The organism is Streptococcus sp. 27098_8_70 (assembly GCF_041432215.1).
Lineage (GTDB): Bacteria > Bacillota > Bacilli > Lactobacillales > Streptococcaceae > Streptococcus > Streptococcus oralis_CP.
In genome coordinates, this window is sequence record NZ_JAPVZD010000001.1 from 99,709 (window position 1) to 124,322 (window position 24,614).

General features: G+C 41.2%; 28 protein-coding genes. 20 read left to right on the forward strand and 8 right to left on the reverse strand.

Annotated elements, in window-relative coordinates:
• Positions 1-38: 38 nt before the first annotated feature.
• The 6 genes from O3655_RS00460 (at position 39) to O3655_RS00485 (ending at position 4,282) form a co-directional block, all read left to right on the forward strand.
• Entirely contained in the window at positions 39-590 is a 552-nt protein-coding gene (locus O3655_RS00460; RefSeq protein WP_000801504.1) for a putative immunity protein, read from the forward strand.
• 129 nt (positions 591-719) lie between these two features.
• Positions 720-1,622: a DMT family transporter gene (locus tag O3655_RS00465; protein ID WP_268702653.1), complete on the forward strand. Its 903-nt coding sequence runs from the start codon at positions 720-722 to the stop codon at positions 1,620-1,622.
• 149 nt (positions 1,623-1,771) lie between these two features.
• Positions 1,772-2,629, forward strand: a complete 858-nt coding sequence (locus tag O3655_RS00470; protein WP_268702652.1) for an alpha/beta fold hydrolase — start codon at positions 1,772-1,774, stop codon at positions 2,627-2,629.
• A 75-nt stretch (positions 2,630-2,704) separates the two neighbouring features.
• Positions 2,705-3,223, forward strand: a complete 519-nt coding sequence (gene rimM / locus O3655_RS00475) for a ribosome maturation factor RimM (RefSeq protein ID WP_084878473.1) — start codon at positions 2,705-2,707, stop codon at positions 3,221-3,223.
• Complete coding sequence (gene trmD, locus O3655_RS00480; protein WP_002882191.1) at positions 3,213-3,932, forward strand: tRNA (guanosine(37)-N1)-methyltransferase TrmD; 720 nt, start codon at positions 3,213-3,215, stop codon at positions 3,930-3,932. Before rimM ends, trmD begins: the two co-directional genes overlap by 11 nt.
• Before the next feature lie 11 nt (positions 3,933-3,943).
• The gene (locus tag O3655_RS00485; protein ID WP_001196045.1) at positions 3,944-4,282 is read left to right on the forward strand and encodes an ATP cone domain-containing protein; all 339 of its coding nucleotides are present in this window, start codon (positions 3,944-3,946) and stop codon (positions 4,280-4,282) included.
• A 27-nt stretch (positions 4,283-4,309) separates the two neighbouring features.
• Here the strand turns inward: O3655_RS00485 and O3655_RS00490 are convergent, their stop codons facing one another.
• Complete coding sequence (locus O3655_RS00490) at positions 4,310-4,630, reverse strand: hypothetical protein (protein ID WP_007522201.1); 321 nt, start codon at positions 4,628-4,630, stop codon at positions 4,310-4,312.
• 104 nt (positions 4,631-4,734) lie between these two features.
• Between O3655_RS00490 and O3655_RS00495 the strand changes: the two genes are divergently transcribed.
• Complete coding sequence (locus O3655_RS00495; protein ID WP_007522199.1) at positions 4,735-4,953, forward strand: YdbC family protein; 219 nt, start codon at positions 4,735-4,737, stop codon at positions 4,951-4,953.
• A 33-nt stretch (positions 4,954-4,986) separates the two neighbouring features.
• On the opposite strand, the gene O3655_RS00500 is transcribed toward O3655_RS00495, so the two are convergent.
• The 3 genes from O3655_RS00500 to gor all read right to left on the reverse strand — a co-directional run bounded on the left by O3655_RS00500 (position 4,987) and on the right by gor (position 7,963).
• Positions 4,987-5,544: a TetR/AcrR family transcriptional regulator gene (locus O3655_RS00500; protein WP_007522198.1), complete on the reverse strand. Its 558-nt coding sequence runs from the start codon at positions 5,542-5,544 to the stop codon at positions 4,987-4,989.
• A gap of 392 nt (positions 5,545-5,936) precedes the next feature.
• Entirely contained in the window at positions 5,937-6,473 is a 537-nt protein-coding gene (locus tag O3655_RS00505) for a biotin transporter BioY (protein ID WP_000709009.1), read from the reverse strand.
• Between the two features lie 143 nt (positions 6,474-6,616).
• A complete protein-coding gene (gene gor, locus O3655_RS00510) occupies positions 6,617-7,963 on the reverse strand; it encodes a glutathione-disulfide reductase (RefSeq protein WP_371641086.1) in 1,347 nt (448 codons plus the stop codon).
• Positions 7,964-8,229: 266 nt separating this feature from the next.
• On the opposite strand from gor, the gene O3655_RS00515 reads away from it, so the two are divergent.
• From O3655_RS00515 to metG, 4 genes are all read left to right on the forward strand, one after another.
• On the forward strand, positions 8,230-9,414 hold the full coding sequence (locus O3655_RS00515; RefSeq protein ID WP_308696961.1) for an efflux RND transporter periplasmic adaptor subunit: 1,185 nt from the start codon (positions 8,230-8,232) through the stop codon (positions 9,412-9,414).
• Complete coding sequence (locus tag O3655_RS00520; RefSeq protein ID WP_070838418.1) at positions 9,398-10,099, forward strand: ABC transporter ATP-binding protein; 702 nt, start codon at positions 9,398-9,400, stop codon at positions 10,097-10,099. The genes O3655_RS00515 and O3655_RS00520 overlap by 17 nt, the downstream gene beginning before the upstream one ends.
• A 1-nt stretch (position 10,100) precedes the next feature.
• Positions 10,101-11,360: an ABC transporter permease gene (locus O3655_RS00525; protein ID WP_007519837.1), complete on the forward strand. Its 1,260-nt coding sequence runs from the start codon at positions 10,101-10,103 to the stop codon at positions 11,358-11,360.
• A 135-nt stretch (positions 11,361-11,495) separates the two neighbouring features.
• Complete coding sequence (gene metG / locus O3655_RS00530) at positions 11,496-13,493, forward strand: methionine--tRNA ligase (protein WP_308696962.1); 1,998 nt, start codon at positions 11,496-11,498, stop codon at positions 13,491-13,493.
• 16 nt (positions 13,494-13,509) lie between these two features.
• Here the strand turns inward: metG and O3655_RS00535 are convergent, their stop codons facing one another.
• The 3 genes from O3655_RS00535 to coaA all read right to left on the reverse strand — a co-directional run bounded on the left by O3655_RS00535 (position 13,510) and on the right by coaA (position 15,320).
• Positions 13,510-14,043 (reverse strand): DNA topology modulation protein, encoded by a 534-nt coding sequence (locus O3655_RS00535; RefSeq protein ID WP_308696963.1) that lies wholly within the window; start codon positions 14,041-14,043, stop codon positions 13,510-13,512.
• Positions 14,044-14,095: 52 nt separating this feature from the next.
• Positions 14,096-14,332, reverse strand: coding sequence for a 30S ribosomal protein S20 (gene rpsT, locus O3655_RS00540; RefSeq protein ID WP_001274000.1), 237 nt, complete (start codon positions 14,330-14,332; stop codon positions 14,096-14,098).
• 67 nt (positions 14,333-14,399) lie between these two features.
• Positions 14,400-15,320: a type I pantothenate kinase gene (gene coaA / locus O3655_RS00545; RefSeq protein WP_000180519.1), complete on the reverse strand. Its 921-nt coding sequence runs from the start codon at positions 15,318-15,320 to the stop codon at positions 14,400-14,402.
• A 201-nt stretch (positions 15,321-15,521) separates the two neighbouring features.
• Here coaA and O3655_RS00550 point away from each other — a divergent pair, with 201 nt between their 5' ends.
• The 9 genes from O3655_RS00550 (at position 15,522) to O3655_RS00590 (ending at position 23,878) form a co-directional block, all read left to right on the forward strand.
• Entirely contained in the window at positions 15,522-15,926 is a 405-nt protein-coding gene (locus O3655_RS00550; protein WP_042902160.1) for a hypothetical protein, read from the forward strand.
• Positions 15,927-16,127: 201 nt separating this feature from the next.
• On the forward strand, positions 16,128-16,718 hold the full coding sequence (locus O3655_RS00555; protein WP_080702746.1) for a class I SAM-dependent methyltransferase: 591 nt from the start codon (positions 16,128-16,130) through the stop codon (positions 16,716-16,718).
• Positions 16,715-17,992, forward strand: a complete 1,278-nt coding sequence (locus tag O3655_RS00560; protein ID WP_308696964.1) for a pyrimidine-nucleoside phosphorylase — start codon at positions 16,715-16,717, stop codon at positions 17,990-17,992. Before O3655_RS00555 ends, O3655_RS00560 begins: the two co-directional genes overlap by 4 nt.
• 19 nt (positions 17,993-18,011) lie before the next feature.
• Entirely contained in the window at positions 18,012-18,674 is a 663-nt protein-coding gene (gene deoC, locus O3655_RS00565) for a deoxyribose-phosphate aldolase (protein WP_308696966.1), read from the forward strand.
• Entirely contained in the window at positions 18,661-19,050 is a 390-nt protein-coding gene (locus O3655_RS00570; RefSeq protein WP_000246111.1) for a cytidine deaminase, read from the forward strand. Before deoC ends, O3655_RS00570 begins: the two co-directional genes overlap by 14 nt.
• A gap of 90 nt (positions 19,051-19,140) precedes the next feature.
• The gene (locus O3655_RS00575; protein ID WP_001036150.1) at positions 19,141-20,196 is read left to right on the forward strand and encodes a BMP family protein; all 1,056 of its coding nucleotides are present in this window, start codon (positions 19,141-19,143) and stop codon (positions 20,194-20,196) included.
• A gap of 136 nt (positions 20,197-20,332) precedes the next feature.
• Positions 20,333-21,868, forward strand: a complete 1,536-nt coding sequence (locus O3655_RS00580; RefSeq protein WP_308696967.1) for an ABC transporter ATP-binding protein — start codon at positions 20,333-20,335, stop codon at positions 21,866-21,868.
• Positions 21,861-22,919, forward strand: coding sequence for an ABC transporter permease (locus O3655_RS00585; protein WP_000038688.1), 1,059 nt, complete (start codon positions 21,861-21,863; stop codon positions 22,917-22,919). The genes O3655_RS00580 and O3655_RS00585 overlap by 8 nt, the downstream gene beginning before the upstream one ends.
• Positions 22,920-22,921: 2 nt before the next feature.
• Positions 22,922-23,878: an ABC transporter permease gene (locus O3655_RS00590; protein ID WP_000029130.1), complete on the forward strand. Its 957-nt coding sequence runs from the start codon at positions 22,922-22,924 to the stop codon at positions 23,876-23,878.
• Positions 23,879-23,912: 34 nt separating this feature from the next.
• On the opposite strand, the gene plsY is transcribed toward O3655_RS00590, so the two are convergent.
• Positions 23,913-24,554, reverse strand: coding sequence for a glycerol-3-phosphate 1-O-acyltransferase PlsY (gene plsY / locus O3655_RS00595; RefSeq protein ID WP_049550356.1), 642 nt, complete (start codon positions 24,552-24,554; stop codon positions 23,913-23,915).
• Between the last annotated feature and the right edge of the window lie 60 nt (positions 24,555-24,614).

Below are 24,614 nucleotides of genomic sequence, written 5' to 3' on the forward strand. Positions count from 1 at the left end.
TAGCTTACGCTAGCTAGTAAGAAAGAATAGAGAAAGCAATGAAACCTGAGGATTATGCATGGAATGAGTTTGAACGAACTGCCTATAAGACTAAAATGAATCACCTACCCAGTCCTTACAAAGTTGCCATTTGGGATGACTCTGAGAAAAGATTGGAGCTAGAACAAATACTGGATAGACTTCCTCAGAAAGAACTAGCTCGATGGGCATTAGAGAACTCGCAAGATTTCTTATCTTTAATTGATATCGGTGATGAAGGTGAGAAAAATAAAATAATTCGGCAAACTTATGAGGCTTTTGATGCACGATTGAGAAATGAGTTCTCACCTCATGAGTTGAGAAAAGCAGGTTTCGCAGCAAATCTCCTCTCCAAAAATGCCCAAAATCAAATCGCTAAGTACGCTGCCAGAGTCTTTGTACAAGCTATTTCAACAGCCCATATGAGAGGACACGCCATCGTTTCCGCGGATTATGCTATCAAAGTAAGGAATCTCCAAGAGGCAGACAAGCTAGAACTTGTAAGAAAAGAACGAGAAAAGCAGATCAGACTGGCTGAATCCTTTTTAGCTAATGTAATAGATAAACGGTGAAAGAAGGAATAAAATACCAATCCTAGAAATAGCATCTAGGATTTTACTATGCTAAAATGGATAGACAGTCTTAAGGAATTCTAGTCAATTAATCTTGAGAATAGCTATTTTTAAAGGGAGTAACATTCTATGAACGAGAAAACAAAAGCTTACCTAGCAGCCTTATCCTTTTCAGCCATCATTGGTTTTTCTTTTTTATTTACTAAGATAGCTTTGGGCTATGCCAGTCCTCTTACAAACTTGGCACATCGCTATACAATCGCAGCTTTGGTATTGGTCGTCCTTCATCAAACCAAACTTATCAAAGTGAGTTTAAGTAGAAAAGATATTCTTTCTATTCTTCCTATGAGTCTTTTCTATCCACTTCTCTTTTTTATTTTTCAATCTTTTGCCTTACAGTATATATCGTCTTCTGAAGCGGGAATTTTACAAGCTCTTGTCCCAATTTTTACACTCCTTTTAGCATCGGTCTTTCTCAAGGAAAAGACAAGTTTGCTGCAAAAGTTCTTTTTAATTTTATCCGTAGCAGGAGTAGTTTTCATCTTCCTTAGCAAAGGAGCGAACTTTAGCACGGAAACTGCTAGCTTGGGCTTTCTCTTGATGTTGGGATCTGTTCTTGCCAATGCGATAAACAATATTCTCAGCAAGGCTAAAGGAGGTCGCTATAGGGCCATGGATATGACAGCTGTTGTGATATTTGTTGGCTTCGTCACCTTTAATACGCTGAGTCTGACCTCGCACTATCTAGAGGGGAACATATTAGCTTACTTTGCGCCGTTTGGACAGCTGCCCTATCTGCTTTCCATCCTCTATTTGGGAATTTTAGCATCTATCGTGACTGGTAGTCTCTCTATCTATGCTATTGTTCGCCTCGGGGCATCAACCGTCAGTGTCTTTGGCAATCTTGGAACAGTTTTGACTATTCTAGCTGGGGCTCTTATCCTCCACGAACCAATTTATAGTTACCATGTGATAGGAGCTGCTCTGATTATTGCTGGAATTTTAGGCATGAATCTGATGAGAGAAAAGTAAAGATTGCTTAGCAGTCTTTTTCTTTATCTAAATGATGCAGAAAATTCAAAATTTTTAATGAAATCAAGTTTAGAAAACCATGATTTTAATATAGCATGATAAAATAGATACAAAGAATGATATCAGGATAAAGAGGAGCGAATGTAGAAATGAAGCCAAATGATATTGCTGAAGCTATTGCTTTTTATAACAGAGAACACGAGATGTTGAAACGTCATCTTATAGCAGTCGTAGATTGTGATTTGGTTGTTTATCATCGTCCTGGAAGAGCAAGTAAAGGGCATATTATTTTTTATCATGGAGCTTGTGGACGTAGTCAGATGTGGGCCCACCAGTATGATGCTTTTGATGGATTTGACCTTTACTTTGTCAATGTTAGAGGGCAGGGTGAATCACCTATGAAAGTTGGACTTCCCGACTTGGAAGGCGCTATTCAAGATGTAGATGCTATTTTATCCTATTTTCAGCTAGATAAGGTGATATTGGTCGGTCATTCTTGGGGAGGAAATCCACTTCAAGAGTATACCTATCGTCATCCAGAAAGAGTCCTAGCCTTGGTCATGGTAGATAGTTGGGGACAGCATCGATACCTATCAGAGAAAGAAAGAGGTCGAATCAAATATAGTTCTCTTATGTACAAGACGATTCCTTGGAATGTGATTGCTGATAAAAATTCAAAAATGTGTACTGATAACCCTATCACAAGAGAATTGGTCAAGACGGCTATTATAGAAACTGGGCGAGATGTTTTCTTGAATCTTGGAATCACAGGTTTCTTGGCAGTCCATGAGATAGAAGGATATAAAGGAAATCCTCCCATGCTATTAGTAAGAGGAGAAAACGATTTTCCCAAACACCTAAAAATAATCTATGATGGTATCATTGCCTTGAATCCCAATGCGTATCAAGTAACGATTTCAGACAGCAAACATCAACCGATGAATGACCATCCTAAAGAGTTTAATCAGATAGTTGGTGATTTTTTTGAAGAAGTAGTAGCCTTGTAAGATAGGACCTATCCAACTTGTGAAAATCCCTGGAACGTGATAAAATAAAGGATAGAAATAGATACAGGAGACAAGATGAACTACTTTAATGTTGGAAAAATCGTCAATACGCAGGGTCTACAGGGTGAGATGCGAGTCTTGTCTGTGACGGATTTTGCTGAAGAACGGTTTAAAAAAGGGGCAGAGCTGGCTTTATTTGATGAAAAAGATCAGTTTGTTCAAACAGTGACCATTGCAAGTCACCGCAAGCATAAGAACTTTGACATTATCAAATTCAAAGACATGTATCATATCAATGCGATTGAAAAGTACAAGGGTTATAGTCTCAAGGTCGCTGAGGAAGATTTGAACGATTTAGATGATGGAGAATTCTACTATCACGAGATTATCGGTTTGGATGTTTACGAGGGAGATAACTTGATAGGAACTATCAAGGAAATCCTACAACCAGGTGCCAACGATGTCTGGGTGGTCAAACGAAAAGGTAAGCGTGATTTGCTTTTACCTTACATTCCGCCAGTAGTTCTCAATGTTGATATTCCAAACATGCGGGTCGAAGTGGAAATCTTAGAAGGGTTAGACGATGAAGATTGATATTTTAACCCTCTTTCCTGAGATGTTTTCTCCGCTAGAGCACTCGATTGTTGGAAAGGCTCGAGAAAAAGGGCTCTTGGATATCCAGTACCATAATTTCAGAGAATACGCTGAAAAGGCCCGTCATGTTGACGATGAACCCTACGGAGGCGGTCAAGGGATGTTGCTAAGGGCTCAACCCATTTTCGATGCCTTTGATGCTATTGAAAAGAAAAATCCCCGTGTCATTCTTCTTGATCCTGCTGGAAAACAGTTCGATCAAGCTTACGCTGAGGATTTGGCTCAGGAAGAGGAACTAATCTTTATCTGTGGTCACTATGAAGGGTATGACGAGCGTATCAAGACCTTGGTAACCGATGAAATTTCCCTAGGAGACTATGTTTTGACTGGAGGAGAATTGGCGGCCATGACCATGATTGATGCGACCGTGCGCTTGATACCAGAAGTGATTGGTAAGGAGTCTAGCCACCAAGATGATAGCTTCTCTTCGGGACTTCTTGAATATCCTCAGTACACTCGCCCTTATGACTATAGAGGCATGGTCGTGCCAGATGTGCTCATGAGTGGGCACCATGAAAAGATTCGCCAGTGGCGGCTCTATGAGAGTCTAAAGAAAACCTACGAGCGCAGACCTGACCTGCTAGAAAACTATCAACTGACAGCCGAAGAAGAAAAGATGCTGGCTGAAATCAAAGAAAACAAAGAATAAAGGAGAACCTTATGCAAGTAATCAAACGTAATGGAGAAATTGCTGAATTTGATCCAGATAAAATTTACCAAGCTGTCCTAAAGGCAGCTCAAACAGTTTATGTTTTGACCGATGACCTGCGTCAAAACCTAGCGCAAGTTACTAAAAAAGTCGTTTTGGACTTGGAAGAAGCAAAAGTGGAACGTGCGACTATCAGCATGATCCAATCAATGGTCGAGCACCGCTTACTTGGAGCTGGCTACATTACTATTGCAGAACACTATATCTCTTATCGCTTGCAACGCGATTTGGAGAGAAGTGGTTATGGCGACCATATCGCCGTTCATCTTCATTTTGAACAAATCCGTTAAGAAAAAGAGTGGGATGCAAAGAACATCTCACTCTTTCTTAAATAGGCTTTTCTGAGCTTTTTGTACAGTTGAGGGAACGAAGCGAAGTCGCTTAATGTCACTGATACGAATGATTCGGGTCACGTTTTTTGAAAAATTTTTGACGATGATTTGTTGGCGGTTAGCATCGTGTTTGACAATATCACCCGTAAAACTTGTCTCAGCAAGTATGACATGAACAGCCGTCTTTTTCTGGATGGCTTGTTCAATCATAGCAGTGAGGGAGTTGTCCTTGATTTGAGGATGATCATCATTCCCATTGAGAAAACCATGTAGTTTATCTAGAACTAGTTTGAATGTCTGTCTCATAGAATCCTCCCTTCTTATATATCCACATTATATAAAATTTTCCTAAAAACCACAAGATTTTTACGAATAAACTATAGAAAGCATACCACATAAAGGAGTTAAAAATGGCAGAATTTACATTTGAAATCGAAGAACACTTGCTCACCTTGTCTGAAAATGACAAAGGATGGACCAAAGAACTAAATCGCGTTAGCTTTAATGGAGCACCAGCAAAGTTTGATATTCGTTCTTGGAGTCCTGACCATACCAAAATGGGCAAGGGAATTACTCTTACAAATGAAGAATTTCAGGTAATGGTCGATGCCTTTAAAGGGGGACAATAAAAAGAATCTTGAGTGCAACTCAAGATTCTTTTTTTAGGACACGATATAGTCACAAAGAGAAGTCTTAGCCAATTGAATGAAAGTCTCTCTATACTCTTCAGGTGGAATTGGATTATCTTTACGAATCCAGACCTCAATGAAAGAGATTGCCATAGTCGTAATGATATAAGCGATGTCTTCTTTATTAAAATTATATTTCAGTTGGTAATTGACATTCTTGAGGACCCATTCAGAGTATGTTCCACGAAGAAATTCCTTCCAACATGGGTCGACTTGTGTGGTATACAAGGTGTTAATAACTTCCCTTTTTTCGTATATGAGAGGAAGTATATGGTCTGCTAAAAAGCTGATAGGATCTCCATCATTGCTAGGGCAGAACTTATTAAAGACGTTAAAAATGTGCTGATTGGTCTCTTCGTGAATGTATTCGATAATATCTTCAAAGTTGTTAAAATGCTTTTGATAAATCGCTTGTCGTGAAATACCAGCTTCAGCAGCAATTTCAGTCATTGTAAAGGAACTACGCTGAGGATTTTTCTTAGCTAGTGTGATGAGAGCTCTAATGATTAGCTCACGAGTATTCTTTGCCATAGAATTACCTTTCTTCTTATAATTATTTACAGTTATTTTTGAATGAAGAAAAATCAGAATGTTCAAGTTAATATAAACAATCAATGAACATTAAATTTTCTGAATCTTTTAGGTAGCTCTATTGTATCACAAATAATTTATAAAATATAGCTCTCTCAGTGAAAATGCGTTTTCTGAAAAGTATACAATTGCCAACCTTCCGAAATCAATGGAAGCATATTTGGTTTGAATCAATTAGAATACTTTTCTACTTTGCATATTTTGAATAGCTATAATTTGAAGAATAAAACGATTAATATTCATACTGGTATAAGAATAGTCAAGTATCTAAATAGTGTACAGTTGATTCTTAGAATGGAAATAGTCCAGAACAATGGTTCTGGACTATTCTTTTATCTTGAAAAATATGGAAGGCTTTTCAATCGTTTGAGTAGGGGACGACTAATGAAACTAATGGCAATAATCTTACCAAGATCAGGGAGGATAAAGGGAAGGACACCGACAGCTAGTGCCTGATCAAATGGCATACCAGCTAGGAAGTGGAGGCTGAGAATGCCTCCAACAAAGACGAGGGAGTCACCCAAGAGGTTGGCTAGGAAAATGCGAATGTAGCCACTATTTTGATGGATGAGATAAGATGTAAGTCCAGCATAGACAAGGTCGAACCAAAGATAACCTGCACTTGGGCCGATTAAAACGTGAAATCCTGCACCACCCCCTGCAAAGACAGGTAGACCAATAGCACCCAGCAGGAGATAGAGAGCTACAGATAAAACAGCTTCCCTAGGTCTAAAAACAGTAGCAATCAGACCGATCGCAAAGTTTTGCAGAGTGAAGGGGACAGGACCGATAGGGAGACTGATTTGTGCCAATACAGCGATGAGAGCAGCGCCGATAGCAGGAATGGCATAGATATGAGCTTTTTTCAAAACTGTTAACCTCTTTTCAAAATTATAGTAACTATTATACTAATTCAGAAAGAAAAGTCAACCTATTTTTAAAAACAAGGTAACAATTTTGTAACAGCCGATTTTGCAAGTAAAAAGAGACCACATGTGGTCTCTTTCGGCAATTAGCGCATGGTCACAAATTCTTCTGAGGCAGTTGGATGGATAGCTACTGTAGCATCAAAGTCCGCCTTGGTTGCTCCCATCTTGATGGCCACAGCGAATCCTTGAATCATCTCATCCACTCCGTAACCAAGTCCGTGAAGTCCAACAACTTTTTCGTCAGCACCGGCGGTGATGAGTTTGAAGCGAGATTCTTGACGATGGTTTGTAACGGCTGAGTACATAGATGCAAAGCTTGACTTGTAGATTTTGATGTTATCTTGGCCGTATTCTTTGATAGCTTGATCCTCAGTTAAACCAACGGTTCCGATTGCTGGGTGGGAGAAGACAACAGTAGGGATAGTCGTGTAGTCCATCTTAGCATTTGTTTTCCCGTTGAAGAGGCGTTCAGATAGGGTACGTCCTGCCTTGATGGCTACTGGGGTCAGTTCCTTCTCACCAGTCACATCTCCAAGAGCATAGATGCCATCTACAACTGTATTTTGGTATTCATCGACTTGGATAAATCCACGTTGGTTGAGTGTAACTCCAGCCTTTTCTAACTCCAGACCGTCTACATTTGGACGGCGACCGGTAGCCCAGATAACTTGGCTGGCAGTGTGACTAGAACCGTCTTCGAAATGAATGGTAATACCTTGCTCCGTTTCTTCGAGCTTGACGGGTACCTTATGTGTGTGCAAAGGTAGACCTGTTTTTTCCATTTCATTGACAAGACCTTCAACGATGTAGCTGTCAAAACCACGTAAAGGACGATCTCGGCGGACGAACAAATCAGTTTTTACACCGAGTGCATGGAGAACACCAGCTAGCTCAACCGCGATATAGCCTGCGCCTAGGATAGCAACGGATTCAGGAAGTTGCTCCCAAGCAAAGACATCGTCTGAGCTACCACCGAGTTCAGCTCCAGGAATAGTTGGAATGCTTGGTCGAGCACCAGTCGCAATCACGATATGCTTTGCACGAATCAATTCACCATTAACGCTGACTGTATGAGCATCAACGAAATGAGCACGACCTTCAATCAAATCAACACCGTTGCGCTTGAAACTTCCATCATAAGACGAGCGGGCACGATCGATGTAGGCTTCACGATTTTGACGAAGTTTAGCAAAATCAAATTGAACATCTGAACTTGTAAAACCGTAGTCAGGGCCGTAGTGGTGGAGGCTTTCAGCGATTTGCGCTCCATACCACATGATTTTCTTAGGAACACAGCCGACATTGACGCAGGTTCCACCTAATTTTTTCTCCTCGATAACAGCTGCTTTAGCCCCGTGTTCACCAGCTCGGTTCATAGTGGCGATACCGCCACTTCCTCCACCGATGGCGATGATATCATATTCTCTCATAGAAAACTCCTTATAGCTTTGATAGTCATATTCTATCGTTTTTATTTTTTGAATGCAAAAATCTGCTACGATAAAAAAATTAGAAAAACGCTTGCCAAATTCAAAAAGATATTGTATTATATATCTAGCACAATAATCCAACAAACGAATACCGAACGAAATAATGATCCTGAATTGTCATTGTTTCCATCTGAACTGTCATTGTTTGGGCTTGGTATTTCTGATATAATGGTTTTTGTAAGGCAAAAGAATAAAGGAGCTTAAAAATGAAAAGAAATAAAAAGGCAAAAAAATGGCAATTATACACAGCGATTGGTGTTGCCAGTGCTATTGTTATCGGTGCTGCGGGGATTTTGATTTTTAGACAACCTTCCCAGTCAGCAGTCAAGGATGAAACCTCCCATATCATTACCGCTAAGGAAGGTTCCGTTGCTTCATCGGTTCTCTTATCAGGTACGGTTACAGCAAAAAATGAACAATACGTTTATTTTGATGCTAGTAAGGGAGATTTAGATGAAATTCTCGTTTCAGTCGGGGACAAGGTCGAAGAAGGGCAAGCTTTGGTCAAATACAGCAGTGCAGATGCTCAAGCTGCCTATGATGCAGCCGATCGTGCAGTTGCAAAGGCAGACCGTCATATTGAGGAGTTAAACAAAGCTCGTGAAAATGCATCAGCTACACCAGCTTCTTCACAGGTTCCAACAGAAGCTGGACTCCCAGAACAAGCACAAGCAGCGACTTCTTCCGTATCTTCTATTGATTCTCAAATCAGTGATGCCAAGGATAATCGTGCAGATGCTGTTGCCCAACTCAACAAGGCTCAGGCTCAGCTAGATGCTGCAACTGTCCTCAGTACACTAGAAGGGACTGTAGTTGAAGTTAATCGTAATGTTTCCAAATCGCCAACAGGTAATAGTCAAGTGGTAGTACATGTCGTAAGTAATGAAAACTTGCAGGTCAAAGGGGAGTTGTCTGAATACAACCTTGCTAATCTTTCTGTTGGGCAAGAAGTTACCTTTACTTCGAAGGTTTATCAAGATAAGAGCTGGACAGGTAAAATCAGCTATATTTCTGATTATCCTAAAAACAACGGGGAAGCAGCAAATGCAGCCCTTGGAGGAAATACTGGATCTAAGTACCCTTATACTGTTGATGTGACTAGCGATATCGGTGAGTTGAAACAAGGCTTCTCTGTCAGTGTGGAAGTCAAAAATAAGAGTAAGGCCATCCTTGTTCCTTTAACAAGTGTCGTTACCGAAAATGACAAAAACTATGTCTGGATCGTTGACGAGCAGAAAAAAGCGAAGAAGGTAGAAGTTACTTTGGGGAATGCGGACGCAGACAACCAAGAAATTACTTCAGGTTTGACAGACGGAGCCAAGGTCATCAGTAATCCAACATCTTCCTTGGAAGAAGGAAAAGAGGTGAAGGCTGATGAAGAAACTAATTAGTCTCAAAAATATCTGTAGAAGTTATCGAAATGGTGACCAAGAACTGCAGGTCCTAAAAAATATTAACTTAGAAGTTCAAGAAGGTGAGTTTGTCGCCATTATGGGACCGTCTGGTTCTGGTAAGTCTACGTTGATGAATACCATCGGAATGCTGGATACACCAACCAGTGGAGAGTATTATCTTGATGGCCAAGAAGTAGCAGGTCTTGGAGAGAAACAACTGGCCAAGGTCCGCAACCAGCAAATCGGCTTTGTCTTTCAGCAGTTCTTTCTCTTGTCCAAACTCAATGCGCTTCAAAATGTCGAATTGCCCTTGATTTACGCTGGAGTTTCGGCTTCTAAACGTCGGAAATTGGCTGAGGAATTTCTGGAAAAGGTTGAGCTGACGGAGCGCAGTCATCATTTGCCTTCTGAGTTATCAGGTGGTCAAAAGCAACGTGTAGCTATTGCCCGTGCCTTGGTAAATAATCCTTCTATCATCCTAGCTGACGAACCGACAGGAGCTTTGGATACCAAGACGGGAAACCAAATCATGCAGTTGTTGGTGGAGTTAAACAAGGAAGGGAAAACTATTATCATGGTCACGCACGAGCCTGAGATTGCGGCCTATGCCAAACGCCAGATTGTTATTCGTGATGGGATCATCTCGTCCGACAGTGCTCAGGTAGAAAAGGAGGAAAACTAAGATGCAGAATCTGAAATTTGCCTTTTCATCCATCATGGCTCACAAGATGCGTTCCTTCCTGACCATGATTGGGATTATCATCGGAGTTTCGTCTGTCGTTGTCATCATGGCTCTGGGAGACTCCATGTCTCGTCAGGTCAATAAAAACATGACCAAATCACAGAAGGATATCCATGTCTTTTTCTCTCCTATCAAAAGCAAGGACGGTTCCTTTACGCAGAAACAATCCGCTTTGACAGTCAGTGGGAAAGAAGAGGATGTTCATGTTGAACCACCAAAACCACTAGAATCCTGGGTCAAGGAAGCTGCCAAACTCAAAGGAGTAGACAGTTACTATGTCACCAACTCGACCAACGTCACCCTATCTTATAAGGATAAGAAGGTTGAACGAGCCACTCTGACAGGCGGAAATAGCACCTACATGAACGCAGTTGAAAATGAAATCGTTGCGGGTAGAAGTCTAAGACCGCAAGACTACAAGGAATTTGCCAGTGTGATTTTGCTGGACGAAGAACTAGCCAAGAGTTTGTTTGATAGTCCAGAAGCTGCGGTTAATCAAGTCATCTCTGTCAATGAATTTAGTTACCGTGTGATTGGCGTTTATACTAGCAATGAAGCTAAAACTGCTAAAGCCTTTGGGATTGGTGGTCTTCCAATTACGACTAATATCTCCCTCGCAGCCAATTTTAATACTGATGAAATCTCGAACATCGTCTTTCGTGTCAATGATACTAGTCTAACGCAGACCTTGGGACCAGAGTTGGCTCGAAAATTGACTGAGATTGCTGGTCTTCAGCAAGGGGAGTACCAAGTTGCGGATGCAACTGCCGCCTTCCAAGAGGTACAACAACTATTTGGTTTTATGACCACCATTATCAGTGCCATCGCAGGAATTTCTCTCTTTGTCGGAGGAACTGGTGTTATGAATATCATGCTGGTTTCGGTGACGGAACGCACGCGTGAGATTGGTCTGCGGAAAGCTCTCGGAGCTACTCGGGCTAATATCTTGGTACAGTTTTTGATTGAATCCATGATCTTAACCTTGCTAGGTGGTGTCATCGGTCTTGGGATTGCTGCTGGAATGACCATGTTAGCTGGAGTACTGCTTCAAAACATGATTGCAGGTATTGAAGTTGGGGTTTCCCTCCCAATCGCTCTCTTTAGCTTGGCTGTGTCAGCCAGTGTTGGGATGATTTTTGGAGTCTTGCCAGCCAATAAAGCGTCTAAGCTCGATCCAATCGAAGCCCTTCGTTATGAATAAGATATAGAACAGAAAAAACAAGATGGACAGTTGTCTGTCTTGTTTTTGTATGGATTTTCCTATCGAAAATCACTAAAAATATGATATAATGAAGTGTTAGAAAAACAGGTTTCATTTGCCTGGAAAGGAAAAATTATGTCTGAAAAGAATTTTTATATTACAACACCGATATACTATCCATCTGGTAAACTTCATATCGGTTCTGCCTACACAACCATCGCTTGTGATGTCCTAGCGCGTTATAAACGTCTCATGGGCTACGATGTCTTTTATTTGACAGGTCTTGACGAGCATGGTCAGAAGATCCAGCAAAAAGCTGAAGAAGCTGGCATCACACCTCAAGCCTATGTTGATGGGATGGCGATTGGCGTCAAAGAACTCTGGAAATTACTTGATATCTCATATGATAAATTTATCCGTACCACTGATGACTACCATGAAAAAGTTGTAGCCCAGGTCTTTGAACGCTTGCTTGCTCAAGATGATATTTACTTGGGTGAATACTCTGGCTGGTATTCAGTTTCAGATGAAGAATTCTTTACAGAAAGTCAGCTTGCGGAAGTTTTCCGTGATGAAGCTGGAAATGTAACGGGCGGTATCGCTCCATCAGGTCACGAAGTGGAGTGGGTTTCAGAAGAGTCTTATTTCCTTCGCCTCAGCAAATACCAAGATCGTTTGGTAGAATTTTTCAAATCGCACCCTGACTTCATCACTCCAGATGGTCGTCTTAATGAAATGTTGCGTAACTTCATCGAGCCAGGTTTGGAAGACTTAGCGGTTTCTCGTACAACCTTTACCTGGGGTGTACCAGTCCCATCAAATCCAAAACACGTTGTCTACGTTTGGATTGATGCCCTTCTTAACTATGCGACTGCTCTTGGTTACGGTCAAGAGGATCATGCTAACTATGATAAATTCTGGAATGGAACAGTCTTCCACATGGTCGGAAAAGACATTCTTCGTTTCCACTCCATCTACTGGCCAATCCTTCTGATGATGTTGGATATGAAATTGCCTGACCGCTTGATTGCCCACGGTTGGTTCGTCATGAAAGACGGCAAGATGTCTAAGTCTAAAGGGAACGTCGTTTACCCTGAAATGTTAGTAGAACGTTATGGACTTGATCCACTTCGTTACTACCTCATGCGTAGCCTTCCAGTCGGTTCAGACGGAACCTTTACCCCTGAGGACTACGTTGGCCGTATCAACTATGAATTAGCAAATGATCTTGGAAACCTCCTTAACCGTACGGTTTCCATGATTAACAAGTATTTTGATGGGCAAATCCCTGCCTATGTAGAGGGTGTAACAGAGTTTGATAATGCTCTTGCTGAGGTTGCAGAACAATCAATCGCAGGCTACCATACACACATGGAAGCCGTTGATTACCCACGTGCCCTTGAAGCAGTCTGGACCCTTATCTCTCGCACTAACAAATACATCGATGAGACAGCCCCATGGGTCTTGGCTAAGGATAAAGAGCACCGTGACCAATTGGCAAGTGTCATGAGCCACTTGGCAGCCAGCCTTCGTGTCGTAGCTCACATGATTGAGCCATTTATGATGGGAACTAGTCGCGCTGTATTGGCACAACTTGGTCTAGCAGAAGTTTCTAGCCTAGAAAACTTGAGCTTGGCAGATTTCCCTGCAGGTGTGACTGTTGTTGCCAAAGGAACACCAATCTTCCCACGTCTCGACATGGAAGAAGAGATTGCCTATATCAAGGAACAAATGGAAGGCAACAAACCAGCCGTCGAAAAAGAATGGAATCCAGATGAAGTCGAACTTCAACTCAACAAGGATGAAATCAAGTTTGAAGATTTTGATAAGGTTGAAATCCGTGTCGCAGAAGTAAAAGAAGTTTCTAAAGTAGAAGGTTCTGATAAGTTGCTTCAATTCCGCTTGGATGCTGGAGATGGTGAAGATCGTCAAATCCTTTCTGGTATTGCAAAATACTATCCAAACGAACAAGAATTGGTCGGCAAGAAAGTCCAAATCGTTGCCAACCTTAAACCACGCAAGATGATGAAAAAATATGTCAGCCAAGGAATGATCCTCTCAGCTGAACATGAAGGCAAGTTAACCCTTCTCACAGTTGATCCAGCTGTACCAAATGGAAGTGTGATTGGGTAAAAGCAAAAAACCAACGTTATACACGTTGGTTTTTCTTGTTATGTGCGAGATTTTCTAAGAAGTGGTCCATCTCCTTTTGCGACTTGAGGACAATTACTTTCTCAGGGTAGGTTTCTTGAGCCCGTTGATAGCGTTCTTTAGCATTCTTTGTCCGCCCATCCCAGAGAATCCATCGGATAAAATCCCAGTCAAAGCGTTCAGGACAGCCTGCTGCCATACTTTCTCTGACCTTGCCTCGGTATGTGAGATACCGTTTAAAGGCTCGAAAGAGACAAGTCCATGGTGAAAAGTTTAGAAAGATGATTTGGTTAGCTTCCTGCATTCTTTCTTCATAGCAACACCAAGAGTAGTTGCCGTCAATGACCCAAGCTTCGTGCTTTGTGAGAAAGTTTTTCATTTCGGTCAACATCCATTCGCGGTCACTGTCTTGCCAACCAGGTTGAAATTGGAGTGTGTCCATATGCAGTTTGGGGATGGAGTAGTAGTTTGACAACTTTTCAGCTAGAGTTGACTTGCCAGCTCCAGAATATCCGATGATTGTTATTTTCATTTTCTACCTTTTCTGATTAGAGGACAAAAAAACAGCCTCTATGGACTGTTTCTTATTTAGCAAGTTTAGCTGAAAGACGAGCTTTATCGCGGCTTGCTTTGTTTTTATGAATCAAACCTTTAGTTTCTGCTTTGTCGATAGCTGAGCTAGCAGCACGGAAAAGTTCTTCAGAAGGGTTTGCTTCAAAAGCTTTGATAGCAGTACGCATAGCTGATTTTTGAGCTGAGTTTTTTTCGTTTTGTTTAACGTTCAATTCAGCGCGTTTGATAGCTGATTTAATGTTTGCCAATGTTCTTACCTCCATATTTACTAACTATACTATTATATCTGAAAACTTATGTTTTGACAAGGGGAAATTATTTTTTTAGGTAAATTTCATCGATTTCATGGTTTTTAGTCTTGTGGAGAATGACCTCGGCGCGATTCCTTGTCGGTTCGATATAGTTTTGTAGATTTGTGAGATTAATACTGGTCCAAACCTGATGTGCAAAGGCTTCAACTTCTCCAATTGGCATTTGCGTAAAGCGGTGGTAGTAGCTGTTGGGATCATTTTGGGCAAAGCTGAGGAGTTTTAAGAAACGATCCAGATACCAACTTTCAATGTCCTCAACTGCTGCATCCACATAGATGGAGAAATCAAAGAAATCAGTGATGTAAAGGCGCTCATTTTGAGGGTTTTGAAAGACATTGATGCCCTCGACAATGACAAAATCAGCAGCTTTGACACGTTGCTTCTCTCCAGGAACAATGTCATACACTTCATGAGAATAGACAGGAATATCGACATCTTGCCCATTCTTTAGGCGGTCAAGAAAATTCAGCAAGGTTTCCATATCATAACTTTCAGGAAAACCTTTGCGATTTAAGATATCTTGGTCTATCAAGGTTTGATTGGGATAGAGAAAACCGTCAGTTGTCACCAATTCTACAGTAGCATCTGGGAGAGTGCGTGATAGTAGAATCTGAATCAAGCGACTAGTAGTAGATTTCCCCACAGCAACGCTTCCAGAAACCCCAATGATAAAAGGCTGAGATTTACTTTCGCGTTGAAGAAAAATTCCTTTTGAAAATGCCAAATCATCCTTAGTGCGCTTGTAAATATGGATAAGATGGACAAGGGGAAGATAGACGTCTGTTACGTCCTGCAGACTAATCTGGTCATTGAAACTCTTGATGGATTCTAACTCTTCCTCTGTCAAGGGAGGGGTTGTTTTGCGATGCAATGATTGCCAAGTCTGGCGACTGATTTTTTCAAAATGTAAAAATTCGTTGGTCATTTGTTTTCCCCTAGATATTTTGTTTATCATACCATAAAAAGCTAAAAAGATAAAGCGGTTTCTTGATGGTAGTAAGTCAATATCGTATAATAGAGGTAGATGGAGGTTGAATAATTTAATGATGAGATAGAGAATGGTTTCTGAAGACTTATCAGTTATTGAAAGTGGGCTTTGTGGTTCACAACTTATAGGAGGTGTGTCATGAAAATCTTAAAAAGTTATATATTGGAACTCTGTTTTATTTTAAGTTTTGCCTTACCTTTTATAAGGGGAGCGAATGCGGATAATGGTAGACGCTTTGTAGAAACCTATTACGGTTTTACCTTCTTAATGGATCATCTCCTTGTAACAGCTGTCTTTATCTGTTCGCTCTTGATTGCCTGGCTAGTAAAAAAGCAGTGGACGAAATGGCTTGCTGCTGGTAGTTATCTATTTTTGATTTTGTGGATTGCTACAGAAGGATATCTATTCCGTATGTCACTAGAAGATTTGATACGACTTTGGACAAGTTTGGAAATCTTGACACAAACTTATCAGTTGGGTTTTTATCTAAACATCATATTGGGAATCTTGTTGATAATAAAGTATTTTAAGGTTAAGCAATAGTAAAAATGTACCTGATTACAGACGATCTGTTTTTTTTCCTGAATATGGTAATTTGTAGTTCCCGATAGATTGTAATGTATTTCTAATAATTGAAAGAGATTGAAGGAAAGGTTTTTTGACTAGGATTCTTCAGTCTTTTTCATTTGATCATCACTTTGTAAACGATTTACAATTCAAGCCAAATTATGGTAAAATAGTTTTATGAGTAAAATGTATTATGCAGAAAATCCTGATGCTGCACACGACATTCATGAGTTGAGAGTGGAGTTGTTGGGAGAAAACATGACCTTTTTGACGGATGCGGGTGTTTTTAGCAAGAAAATGGTTGACTTTGGGAGTCAGCTCTTGCTCAAGTGTCTAGAGGTTAACAAAGGAGAAACTGTTCTTGATGTAGGTTGTGGTTATGGGCCATTGGGTTTGTCGTTAGCCAAGGCTTATGGAGTTCAGGCAACCATGGTCGATATCAATAATCGTGCCTTGGACCTAGCGCGACAAAATGCTGAACGTAATAAAGTAGAAGCAACGATTTTCCAATCCAATATCTATGAACAAGTTGAAGGGAAGTTTGACCATGTTATTTCTAATCCGCCGATTCGAGCGGGCAAACAGGTTGTTCATGAGATTATCGAAAAGAGCAGAGATTTCTTGAAAGACAGAGGAGATTTAACCATCGTCATTCAGAAAAAACAAGGGGCTCCAAGTGCTAAAAGTAAGATGGAAGAAGTTTTTGGAAATTGTGAAATCGTAAAGAAAGATAAGGGATATTATATCCTTAGAAGTGTGAAAGAATGAGAGCAGTTGATTTAATCCAAAAGAAACGAGATGGTCAAGAACTGACTTCAAATGAAATCAAATGGTTGGTAGAAGGCTATGTGGCTGGAACTGTTCCAGACTATCAAATGTCTGCTTTTGCTATGGCTGTTTATTTTAAAGGAATGACCACACGTGAGATTTCTGACCTGACGATGAATATGGTTAAGACGGGTCAAGAGTTTGATTTGTCAGCCATAGAGGGCATCAAAGTAGATAAACACTCGACAGGTGGTGTTGGTGATAAGGTGACCTTGATTTTAGCACCTTTAGTAGCCAGTTTTGGTGTGCCAGTAGCCAAGATGAGTGGTCGGGGACTAGGACACACTGGTGGAACCTTGGATAAGTTAGAAGCAATCAAGGGCTACCAAGTGGAACGTAGTCAAGAGGATTTCATCAAACAGGTCCAAGATATTGGTGTATCTGTCATTGGTCAGTCTGACCAGCTGGTTAAAGCAGACAAACTTCTCTATGCTCTTCGTGATGTGACAGCGACTGTCGATACGATTCCTTTGATTGCTAGTTCTGTCATGAGTAAGAAAATAGCTGCAGGAGCAGATGCCATTTTGCTAGACGTAACGGTCGGTGAGGGTGCCTTCATGAAGACTGTTGATGAGGCACGTGAATTGGCTCAAACCATGGTGGATCTTGGTAAGGCTGTAGGTCGAAAGACAGTAGCAGTCATTACCGATATGAGCCAACCCTTGGGTCGAGCTATTGGCAATCGTCTCGAAATTCTAGAAGCAATCGAAATTCTTCAAGGAAAAGGTCGAGAAGATATCAGTCACTTTATCTGTGAACTAGCTCAGATTATGCTTAGTTTAGCAGATGTTGAGAAGACGGTAGAAGAAGTACGTCAACACCTTGAAAATGGCCAAGCACTGGCTAAGTTTGAAGAAATGGTAGCAGCACAAGGCGGCGATTTAGAAGATCTCTATCGCCCCGTCAAAGTTGCCCATGTAGTGGAAATCCCTGCTCAAGAAACGGGTGTCATTTCAGCCCTTCCAGCTATGGATTTTGGCCTATATGCCATGCGATTAGGAGCTGGTCGTGCAATCAAGTCTGATGACTTGGACTATGAAACAGGGATTGTTTTTGAAAAGAAAGTTGGAGACTCCGTTCAAAAGGGTGAAATTGTTGCAAAAGTTTATACAAATGGAAAAATTTCTTCTGAACTAGTTACAGAATTTCAAAAATATGTTAAAATAAATGATGGAGTGCAAAGTTTACGAGAAATTATAGAAATTATCTCATAAAACCAGGGAGAATCCGAATATGAAGTTAAATAAATATATTGATCATACGCTTTTAAAGCAAGATGCAAGTCAAGAACAAATTGATCGTTTGCTATCTGAAGCGCGTGAGTATGATTTCGCCAGTGTCTGTGTTAACCCGACTTGGGTTGCTTATTCAAAGGCGGGGCTTGAAGGTTCAGATGTAAAGGTTTGTACAGTAGTTGGTTTTCCTTTGGGAGCAACAACTTCAGCTGTCAAAGCTTTTGAAACAAAAGAAGCTGTCCAAAACGGTGCAGATGAGATTGATATGGTTATCAATGTTGGTGCCCTCAAATCAGGCAATCTGGATTTAGTTGAATCGGACATCCGTGCTGTCGTAGAAGCAAGTGGTGACAAGTTGGTGAAGGTCATTATTGAAGCTTGCTTGTTGACAGACGATGAAAAGGTTGTGGCCTGCCAATTATCCCAGAAAGCAGGCGCTGACTTTGTCAAAACATCAACTGGATTTTCAACTGGTGGTGCCACTATTGAGGATGTTCAGTTGATGCGTAAAACAGTCGGACCAGATATGGGAGTTAAGGCGGCTGGTGGAGCTCGTTCATATGCAGATGCTGTCGCTTTTGTGGAAGCAGGCGCTACCCGTATCGGAACATCTGCTGGTGTAACAATCTTAAAAGGAGAATTAGCAGATGGCGACTACTGAGTTGATTGAACTAGCAATTGAAACCAGCAAACAAGCCTATGTCCCCTATTCTCACTTTCCTATCGGAGCTGTTTTAGTAGCCAAGGATGGTAGTATTTATACGGGTGTAAACATCGAGAATGCTAGCTATCCCTTGACTAATTGTGGAGAGCGTACTGCTATTTTTAAAGCAGTTTCGGAAGGGCAACGGGAGTTTTCAGAGTTGATTGTCTACGGACAAACTGAAAAACCCATCTCGCCATGTGGTGCTTGTCGCCAGGTCATGGTTGAATTTTTTGAACAAGATCTAAAAGTGACTTTAGTCGCTAAAGATAAATCGACGGTCGAGATGACGGTCGGGGAGTTACTTCCATACTCATTTACAGACTTAAATTAGTCTGGGCCACTCTTATAGTGGCTGTGGTCTGTGTGACCAAACAATCCATACTTGCAACATCGTTGCACATCTTATTTAGGAGGTTCAGTAATGAACAAGAAACAATGGCTAGGCCTTGGTCTAGTTGCAGTAGCAGCAGTTGGACTTGCTGCATGTGGTAACCGCTCTTCTCGTAACGCAGCTTCATCTTCATCAGAAATGAAGACCAAAGCAGCAATCGTAACAGATACTGGTGGTGTTGATGATAAATCATTTAACCAATCAGCTTGGGAAGGTTTGCAAGACTGGGGTAAAGAACACAATCTTTCTAAAGATAAAGGTTATACTTACTTCCAATCAACAAGCGAAGCAGACTATGCTAACAACTTGCAACAAGCGGCTGGAAGTTACAACCTGATCTTCGGTGTTGGTTTTGCCCTTCACAATGCAGTTGAGGAAGCAGCAAAAGACCACTCTGACCTAAACTATGTCTTGATTGATGATGTGATTGAAGGTCAAAAGAATGTTGCGAGCGTAAGATTTGCAGATAATGAAGCAGCTTACCTTGCTGGTGTTGCAGCAGCGAAAACTACGAAAACAAAACAAGTTGGTTTTGTAGGTGGTATTGAATCTGAAGTTATTTCACGTTTTGCAGCTGGATTCAAAGCTGGTGTTGAATCAGTAGACCCATCTATCAAAGTCCAAGTTGACTATGCTGGTTCATTTGGTGATGCTGCCAAAGGTAAAACAATTGCAGCAGCTCAATATGCTGCCGGTGCAGACGTTGTCTACCAAGCAGCTGGTGGTACAGGTGCTGGTGTCTTTGCTGAAGCAAAATCATTGAACGAAAACAAAAATGAAAACGAAAAAGTTTGGGTTATCGGTGTAGACCGTGACCAAGCAGCAGAAGGTAAATACACTTCTAAAGATGGTAAAGAATCTAACTTCGTTCTTGTATCTACATTGAAACAAGTTGGTACAACTGTAAAAGATATTGCTAACAAAACAGAAAAAGGTGAATTCCCTGGTGGACAAGTGATTGTTTACTCATTGAAAGATAAAGGGGTTGAGCTAGCAGTAACAAACCTTTCAGAAGAAGGTAAAAAAGCTGTTGAAGATGCAAAAGCTAAAATCCTTGACGGAAGCGTAAAAGTTCCTGAAAAATAATGGATAAAAGTCATTTCTTAGGAAGCGGCCATTGGTCGCTTCTTTAAGAATTGAGGCAATTTTTGTCTCAATAGAGCTTGTTAATGTGATTAGCAGGTTTTATTGAAATAAAATAAACCTCTGAAAGGAAGAGCATATGGCACACGAAAATGTCATTGAGATGCGGGATATTACCAAGGTGTTTGGTGAATTTGTAGCAAACGACAAAATCAACTTGCAACTGCGAAAAGGTGAAATCCATGCACTTTTAGGAGAAAATGGAGCGGGTAAATCCACTCTGATGAATATGCTGGCAGGACTTCTTGAACCAACGAGCGGTGAAATTGTGGTGAATGGTCAAGTTGTAAAACTAGACTCACCATCTAAAGCCGCTGGTCTTGGAATTGGGATGGTTCACCAACATTTTATGTTGGTTGAGGCTTTTACAGTAGCTGAGAATATCATTTTAGGGAGTGAAATCACTAAAAATGGTGTTCTAGATATAGCTGGTGCTACTAAAGAAATCAAGGCTCTTTCTGAACGTTATGGTTTGACAGTAGATCCAGCTGCTAAGGTGGCGGATATTTCCGTTGGTGCCCAACAACGTGTAGAGATCTTGAAAACACTCTATCGTGGTGCTGATATCCTTATCTTTGACGAACCTACAGCCGTATTGACTCCTTCAGAGATTGATGAGTTGATGGCAATCATGAAAAACCTTGTCAAAGAAGGGAAGTCCATTATTTTGATTACCCATAAACTGGATGAGATTCGTGCGGTATCGAATCGAGTGACGGTTATCCGTCGTGGGAAATCAATCCAGACAGTTGAAATCGCAGGGGCAACAAATGCGGACTTGGCAGAAATGATGGTTGGACGCTCAGTCTCCTTTAAAACGGAAAAACAAGCACCACAACCCAAAGAAGTGGTCTTGTCTATCAAAGACTTGGTTGTCAATGAAAACCGCGGTGTACCAGCTGTGAAGAATCTTTCTTTGGATGTTCGTGCTGGTGAAATTGTTGGTATTGCAGGTATTGATGGCAATGGTCAGTCTGAACTCATTCAAGCCATTACTGGTCTTCGTAAGGTTGAGTCAGGTAGCGTTGAATTAAAAGGCAAATCAATCGTGGGGATGCATCCTCGACAAATTACAGAACTAAGCGTGGGGCACGTTCCTGAGGACCGTCACCGTGATGGCTTGATTTTGGAGATGATGATTTCAGAAAATATCGCTCTTCAAACCTACTACAAAGAACCACTCAGCAAAAATGGCATCTTGAACTATGCCAATATCACTTCACATGCCAAGAAATTGATGGAAGAATTTGACGTCCGTGCGGCAAGCGAATTTGTTCCAGCGGCAGCTCTTTCAGGAGGAAATCAACAAAAAGCGATTATCGCTCGTGAGATTGATCGAGATCCTGATCTCCTTATCGTCAGCCAGCCAACTCGTGGTTTGGATGTCGGTGCCATTGAATATATCCACAAACGTTTGATTGAAGAGCGTGATAATGGGAAGGCTGTCCTTGTTGTCAGTTTTGAATTGGATGAGATTTTAAATGTCTCAGACCGAATTGCTGTTATTCACGATGGTAAAATTCAAGGTATTGTATCGCCAGAAACAACTAACAAACAAGAACTTGGTGTCTTGATGGCAGGTGGAAACTTGGGAAAGGAGAAGAGTGATGTCTAAAAAATTACAACAAATTTCGGTTCCCTTGATTTCCGTATTCTTAGGAATCTTGCTCGGAGCCATTGTCATGTGGATCTTCGGATATGATGCTATCTGGGGTTATGAGGAGTTGTTCTATACAGCTTTCGGTAGTCTTCGTGGAGTTGGTGAAATTTTCCGTGCCATGGGTCCTCTTGTCTTGATAGGTCTTGGTTTCGCAGTTGCCAGTCGAGCAGGTTTCTTTAACGTTGGACTTCCTGGTCAAGCACTTGCAGGCTGGATTCTCAGTGGTTGGTTTGCCTTGTCAAATCCAGATATGCCTCGTCTCGTTTTGATTCCATTGACAGTGATCATTGCTTTGATCGCAGGTGGAATTGTTGGTGCGATTCCAGGTATCCTCAGAGCCTATCTCGGTACGTCAGAGGTTATCGTGACCATCATGATGAACTACATTGTATTGTATGTGGGAAATGCCTTTATTCATGCCTTTCCGAAAGATATTATGCAAAGTACAGACTCAACGATTCGTGTTAGTGCCAATGCTACTTACCAGACACCATGGTTATCAGAGTTGACTGGAAATTCCCGTATGAATATTGGAATCTTCTTTGCAATCATTGCTGTAGCTGTGATTTGGTTCTTGCTCAAGAAAACGACTCTCGGTTTTGAAATTCGTGCAGTTGGTCTTAATCCCCATGCTTCAGAGTACGCTGGTATTTCAGCAAAACGTACAATCATTCTATCAATGATTATCTCTGGTGCCTTGGCTGGTCTTGGTGGGGCGGTAGAAGGTCTTGGAACCTTCCAAAACGTTTACGTTCAGGGATCATCATTAGCTATCGGATTTAACGGGATGGCAGTTAGTTTGCTTGCTGGAAATTCACCAATTGGAATTCTCTTTGCAGCTTTCTTATTTGGAGTTTTGCAAGTAGGAGCACCGGGTATGAACGCAGCGCAAGTTCCGTCTGAGCTTGTTAGCATTGTAACAGCGTCTATTATCTTCTTTGTCAGCGTTCACTACATTATCGAACGCTTTGTCAAACCTAAAAAACAAGTTAAAGGAGGTAAGTAAGGATGTCTATTACAACATTACTCACCCTCTTGGTCTCTTCTATGCTGATTTACTCAGCACCACTTATTTTTACGAGTATTGGAGGAGTCTTCTCTGAACGTGGTGGTGTCGTTAACGTCGGTCTTGAAGGAATTATGGTTATGGGAGCCTTTTCTGGGGTTGTCTTTAACCTTGAGTTTGCAGAACAACTTGGAGCGGCGACTCCTTGGATTTCCTTGTTAGTTGCTGGTATCGTGGGAGCTATTTTCTCCCTCATCCATGCCGTCGCTACAGTTCATTTCCGTGCAGACCATGTTGTCAGTGGTACAGTATTGAACTTGATGGCTCCTGCCCTAGCAGTTTTCTTGGTTAAAGTTCTTTATAACAAAGGGCAAACGGATAACTTAAGCCAGACTTTCGGACGTTTTGATTTCCCAGTTTTGGCTGATATCCCTGTGATTGGAGATATCTTCTTCAAGTCAACAAGTTTGCTAGGTTATATCGCGATTGCCTTCTCATTCCTTGCATGGTTTATTCTCTTTAAGACACGTTTTGGTCTTCGCCTTCGCTCTGTTGGTGAACACCCTCAGGCAGCGGATACCTTGGGGATCAATGTCTACAAGATGCGATATCTTGGGGTTATTATTTCAGGATTCCTAGGTGGAATTGGGGGAGCAATTTATGCTCAATCCATTTCAGTTAACTTCTCAGTGACAACTATTATCGGTCCTGGATTTATCGCCCTTGCTGCGATGATCTTTGGTAAATGGAACCCAATTGGTGCTATGCTTTCTAGTCTTTTCTTTGGACTTTCACAAAGTTTGGCAGTTATCGGTTCTCAATTACCTTTCCTACAAGGAGTTCCAGCGGTTTACCTTCAAATCGCGCCTTATGTCTTGACCATTCTTGTCTTGGCAGCCTTCTTTGGAAAAGCAGTTGCGCCTAAGGCAGATGGGATCAACTACATCAAGTCAAAATAAGCATACAAAAAAACGCCAGTTTCAAACTGGCGTTTTATTTATTAGGATTTTGATGGGTTAGGTTCAATCCCCAAGGGACAAGATTTTCAGTTTTATTTTTGATACGTATGATATTATCCTTGTGACGAATGATAATCAAGCTAGCAAGTGCTAGGATAATCAGAATGAAGAGAGGGTCATAGCTACTCAGGATAAATCCAAATAGTGGAAATAGGAGAACTCCGATAACGGCTGCAATAGAAGCAGTAACGCTTGATAGTGAAATCATACTACCTAGATAGAGGCTTCCAAAGAATACGATTGCTAGATAAAAACAGAAAACAGGCGCAAATCCGAAAATCACTCCAGCACTGGTTGCGACAGCCTTGCCACCTTTAAATTCTGCAAAGATAGGAAAGGTATGTCCAATTACGGCCAAAAGACCAAAGACAAGAGGTGATACACCTTGAAGGTGGAAAAGGATTGGAAGGAGAGTGGCCAAGGTTCCTTTAAAGAAATCAATCACAAAGGTTGCCATACCCGCTTTCTTACCTAAAATTCGGAAAGTATTGGTTGTTCCGGTGTTTCCAGAACCATGTTCACGCAGATTTGTTTGAAAGAAGATTTGTCCAATCCAAAGACCAGACGGAATCGAACCTAGCAGATAAGCTAAAATTAATAATACAAATGTCATCATAGTACTATTATACCATGAAATGGTATAGAAAGTCAGAGAATATCCTGTGAAATTGTGACA